Annotated in this window: 3 protein-coding genes and 1 pseudogene; 1 reads left to right on the top strand and 3 read right to left on the bottom strand. The window is 68.5% G+C overall.

The features are described 5' to 3' along the window. A partial coding sequence (locus KH616_RS21070) for a methyl-accepting chemotaxis protein (protein WP_292250485.1) occupies window positions 1-1,921 on the bottom strand: 1,921 nt, incomplete at its 3' end. Between the two features lie 105 nt (window positions 1,922-2,026). Beyond that, on the bottom strand, window positions 2,027-3,712 hold the full coding sequence (locus KH616_RS21065; protein WP_292250484.1) for an IclR family transcriptional regulator C-terminal domain-containing protein: 1,686 nt from the start codon (window positions 3,710-3,712) through the stop codon (window positions 2,027-2,029). Window positions 3,713-3,888: 176 nt separating this feature from the next. Between KH616_RS21065 and KH616_RS21060 the strand changes: the two genes are divergently transcribed. After that, a complete protein-coding gene (locus tag KH616_RS21060; protein ID WP_292250482.1) occupies window positions 3,889-4,848 on the top strand; it encodes an MBL fold metallo-hydrolase in 960 nt (319 codons plus the stop codon). Between the two features lie 93 nt (window positions 4,849-4,941). Here the strand turns inward: KH616_RS21060 and KH616_RS21055 are convergent. Next, a pseudogene (locus KH616_RS21055) lies at window positions 4,942-5,121 on the bottom strand (2,4-dihydroxyacetophenone dioxygenase); the annotation flags it as partial.

Genomic DNA, 5,121 nt, shown 5'->3' with positions numbered 1-5,121 from the left:
GCAACGTCGCGGCGGCGCGTTCGGCGCCCGCGATCAGTTCGGCATTCTGCTGGGTCGCTTCGCCGATCTGGGTCACCGCGAGATTCACCTGCTCGATGCCGGTCGACTGCTCGCGCGACGCCGCGCTGATCTCCGCCATGATCGCGCGGACCTGGTCGACGCGCGCGACGATGTCGCGCATCGTGCCGCTGGCGGCCTCGGCGATCCGGTAGCCTTCCTCGACCGTCGACGCGGATGCTGCGGTCAGCGCATCGATTTCCTTCACGGCGGCCGCGCTGCGCTGCGCGAGCGCGCGCACCTCGGCCGCGACGACCGCGAAGCCCTTGCCGTGCTCGCCCGCGCGGGCCGCTTCGACCGCCGCGTTCAGCGCAAGGATGTTGGTCTGAAATGCAATGCCTTCGATCACGCCGGTGATTTCCGCGATCCGGCGCGCGGCCTGCTGGATTTCGCCCATCGTCGCGACGACGCGCTGCACGGCCTCGCCGCCGTCCGTCGCGGCATCCGACGCGCCGGCGACGAGCGTGTTCGCCTGCGCCGCGTGCTCGGCGTTCTGCTGCACGGCGGCGGTGATTTCCTCCATGCTGGCGGCGGTCTGTTCGACGCTGCTTGCCTGCGTGGCGATGCGCGACGCGATGTCGCCGCTGTCCGCCGCGATATCGACCGTGCCACGCGCAATGTCGGCGGAACTGCTGCGGACCTGCGCGACGATGCGCGCGAGCCCGTCGCCGATTCCGTCGACCGCATGGACCAGACGGCCGATTTCGTCAGCGCTTGCCGCATCGCGCGGCGTGCCGCCGTCGCGAATCCGCACACTGAGATCGCCGGCCGCGAAGCGCTCGGACGCGCGCGCGGCGGCTTCGAGCGGCCGGCTCACGATGCGCTTCACCACGACGACGAACAGCGCGGCGAACGCGGCAACCAGCGCGGCTGCGATCAGCAGGAAGCGATTGCGGGTCGCACGCATGCCGGCGAGCACCTCGTCGTCGATCGCGACGCCGCCGACGAGCCATTGCCACTCCGGAATCGTCGTGAACGACACGAACTTGTCGCTCGGCATGCGCTCATGCGCCGCCGGGTCGGTCGACGTGTACGCGAGCTGACCGTGACCGGCCGCGAGCATCTGCGCATAAGGTGCGGCGCCGTCGTTCGCACGCTTGCCCACAAGATCCGGGTGGACGATGAAGTTGCCGCGGGAAGGCCCGTTCGTCGCGTCGATCACGAAGTAGTAGCCGTTTTCCCCGATTTTCAATTGCCGGATGCCATTCTCGACGAGCTGGATTTCCGCGCCGACGTCGAGGCCGACGAACAGCGCGCCGACCACGCGGCCGCTCGCATCGGAGACAGGCTTGTACTGCGTGACGAACCGCTTGCCGAACAGGTTGGCGAGACCGGTGTAGGTGCGCCCGGCGACCAGTTGCGCGTATGCCGGACCGTTGCGGTCGAGCAGCGTGCCGACCGCGCGTCCGCCGTCCTGCTTTTTCAGCGAGGTCGTGATGCGGACGAAATCGTCGCCCTTGCGCGCGAACACGGTCGCGATCGCGCCGCTTTTCTGCAGGAATTGATCGGGAATCGAATAATCGAGGTTCAACGGCCTGCCGCCGGCGGTCAGGGTCGGCGTGGCGACGCCGCCGATCTCGATCGTCTGCGCGGCGTCGAGCGCGTAGTCGGGAGGCAGGTAGCTCGCGAACAGCGACATCGAGCGGCTCGCCTCGGCGGACAGCGCCTTGTCGAACAGGCTGATCATCGCGCCGATCGAGCGTTCCCGCTCGTCGATGCCGACATGGACCTGGTCGGCGAGTTGATTGCCCGCGGTGCGGGCCAGCGCCCACGCGAACACGGCGAACAGCAGCGCGACCAGCACGCAGGACAGGGTGGCCAGGCGGGCGCCGACGCTCGCCCGGCTCGAAAGGGTGAGTCTCATTGTTGTATCCGGCGGAGTGGCAGAAACGGATGCCGGAGCGCACGCGCCACCAGTCTTATCCGAGGATTACGGCAAATGGGGCCTAATCTTTAATCGCCGGCGCGTTCAGTCTTCGCCGATCCAGCCGAAACGCCATGACAGACGGCGCGTCGCCGCGAGCAATTGCTGCGCGATCTCGCTGTCGCGGCTGCGCGCAATGCTGTGCGATGCGCCGATCACCGCGATCACGAGCCGCAGGCTGCCGGTATGGTCGAACACCGGCGCGGCGAGCGTCGCGATCCCCGGCACCGGCGCGTCGAATGCGTAGTCGATGCCTTCCGCGCGGATCTGCGCGAGGCGCGCACGGTACGCGGCGGGCGTGAGCGCGACGTCGCCGTTGCCGGGCGCCGCGCCGTGAGCGGATGAACCGCCCGCGAGCCGCACGGCTTCGTTCGGCAGCAGGTCGGCCAGCACGTCGTCGGACAGGTGGGACGCGAACGTTCGGCCGATCGCGGTATTGACGAGCGACATCACGGTGCCGACCTGCAGGCTCACGTGTTGCGGCCGCGCCGATTCTTCCAGCCGGATCACGGTCGGCCCGAGCGGCCCGAGCGTCGCGGCCGCCACGCTCATGTCGGTCGCCGCCGCCAGCGCGACGATTTCCGGTTCTGCATCGCGCGTCGGCGACACGCGCTGCATCGCGATCAGGCCGAGCGCCTGGCTGAGCGGGCCGGCATCGAAGCATCCGGCCGCGTCGCGGCTCAGCAGGCCGATCTTGATCAGGCTCACCAGATGCGGAAACGCCTTCGCGGCCGGCATTCCCGCGGCCGCCGCCAGATCGCGCAGCGACAGCGCGCGACCGGCGGACACGAGCGCGAACAGCAGGTCGCCGGTGCTGTCGAGCGCCTGGATGCCGCGCTGGGTTTTGGTGTCGTCCGCGAGCGCGGGCGGGCTGCGCGGCGTTGCCGGGGCCGGCGGCGGCGCGCCGTCCTGGCGGTCGAGCGACGCGGTGATCTGCCGCGCCGCATCGCGCAAGACCGACGCGACCGGACCGTCCCATGCGGCATCGATCGAGCCGGTCGAGCCGATCGCCGTCAACGCGAGCTGCAGCCGGCCGGCCGCGTCGAATACCGGCACGCTCAGGCTGCTGACGCCCGGGCTCGGCAGATCGATACCGCGCTCGATCCCGCGCCGGCGGATCTCGTCGAGTTGCGCCGCCCGCGCCCGGGCGGCGTCGAGTACGGGTCGGGCGCCGCCGTCCGCTCCCGCGAGGATGCGGTTCGTGCCCGCCTGGCTGGCTGCCATTGCCGCGAGCTGCGCGGGCTCGCCGAACGCGGAGAACACGCGGCCGGTCGAGGTTGCATCGAGCGACATCACCGAGCCGACATGCAGATTGACATGCAGCGGATAGCCGCCGTGTTCGATGCGAACAATCGTCGGCCCGAGCGCGCCGGGCACACTGAGCGCGATGCTGAAGCCGATCGCGTCCGCCAGCCGCGCCGCGTGCGGCACGGCGGCGCGATATGCCGCCTCGCGTTCGAGCGACATCAGTCCGAGCCGCAGCGCCAGCGGCCCCGGCTCGTAATTTCCAGTGATCGCGTCGCGTTTGACGAGCGCGAGGCGCGTCAGGCTGACCAGATAGGTATGCGCCTGCGCGGTCGACAGACTGGATGCCGCCGCCAGCTCGGACAGCCCGAGCGGCGCACGCTGCCGTGCCAGCGCATCGAGCAGCCGGCCGCTCACCTCGACGCTCTGGACGCCGCGTTGCGCTTTGGGCGGCGCGGCGTCTGCGCGGATTTCATCGTTCTGCACGCGATTCACCTGTTTTCCAATACAACCCGAATGGTATCTGACGCCATTTATGGCATCCGTCCATGCGCTGATTTGCTTTGGAGAATAACAAGCATGCTTGTTATTGACAAACGAACTGGGCAAGACGAAGATCCAGTCACTCCCCCAACACATGGCGCGCAGCTACGGAACGGAACATGGCAAAAGCATTCGCATCTCAGGCCGATCTGGACGTGAAGCAGATCACCTGGACCCAGCTCTCCGAAAACGCCTACGCCTACACGGCCGAAGGCGACCCGAACTCGGGCGTGATCATCGGCGATGACAGCGTGCTGATCGTCGATACGACCGCGACGCCCGCGATGGCGCAGGATCTGATCGCGAAGATCCGCAGCGTCACCGACAAGCCGATCAAGCACATCGTGCTGTCGCACTATCACGCGGTGCGCGTGCTCGGCGCATCGGCGTATCTCGCTGAAGGGGCGCAAAACGTCATTGCGAGCCGCGGGACCTACGACATGATCGTCGAGCGGGGCGAGGCCGACATGAAATCGGAGATCGAGCGCTTTCCGCGCCTGTTCGCCGGCGTCGAGACGGTGCCGGGCCTGACCTGGCCGACGCTCGTGTTCGAGCGCGAGATCACGCTGTTCCTCGGCAAGCTCGAAGTGAAGGTCATGCATCTGGGCGCGGGCCACACGAAGGGCGACACCGTCGTATGGCTGCCGTCGCAGAAGGTGCTGTTCTCGGGCGATCTCGTCGAATACGACGCCGCATGCTATTGCGGCGACGCGCAGCTGGCGCAGTGGCCCGCGACGCTCGAGGCGCTGCGCGCGCTGAACGCCGAGAAGCTCGTGCCGGGCCGCGGCCCGGCGCTGCTGAACCCGGCCGACGTCAACAAGGGCCTTGATTACACGAAGGATTTCGTCACGACGCTGCTTGCGCAGGGCCGCAAGGCGGTCGAGAAGCAACTCGACCTGAAGGCGGCGATGGCGCTCACGCGAGAGGCGATGGATCCGAAATTTGGTCAGGTGTTCATCTACGAGCACTGCCTGCCGTTCGACGTGTCGCGCGCATATGACGAGGCGAGCGGCATCACGCATCCGCGTATCTGGACTGCGGAGCGCGACAAGGAGATGTGGGCGGCGCTGCAGGACTGAGCGCGCCGGTATCCTGACGGCGGTGCGTCCCGGTGGATGCGGCATCCGGCCGGCGCAGCGTGCCCGGGCGCGTCGCGATGCGTCGTCGCGCGATCAGCGCGTGACGAACGGCCCGGCGGCGTCCGGCGCGGCGCGCATGTGCTTGCGCTGGCTCAACAGCGCGACGCGGCAGTTTTCCCGCGCGGTTTCGCGACCGTCGTCATCGAGCAGCACCAGATCGCCTCGCATCACGTTGAACGTGATCACGTCGCCATCGCCGCTCGCGAGCGTTTC

Origin of the sequence: Burkholderia sp. (genome assembly GCF_018375725.1) — a bacterium.
In the GTDB taxonomy this organism is placed as follows: domain Bacteria; phylum Pseudomonadota; class Gammaproteobacteria; order Burkholderiales; family Burkholderiaceae; genus Burkholderia.
Note: the sequence above shows the minus strand (reverse complement) of the source record. Positions and strands in the feature narration are given on the sequence as shown.

Excerpts from the sequence above, each read along its gene's own strand:
- KH616_RS21060 (WP_292250482.1), top strand. The coding sequence starts at position 3,889 with ATGGCAAAAGCATTCGCATCTCAGGCCGATCTGGACGTGAAGCAGATC.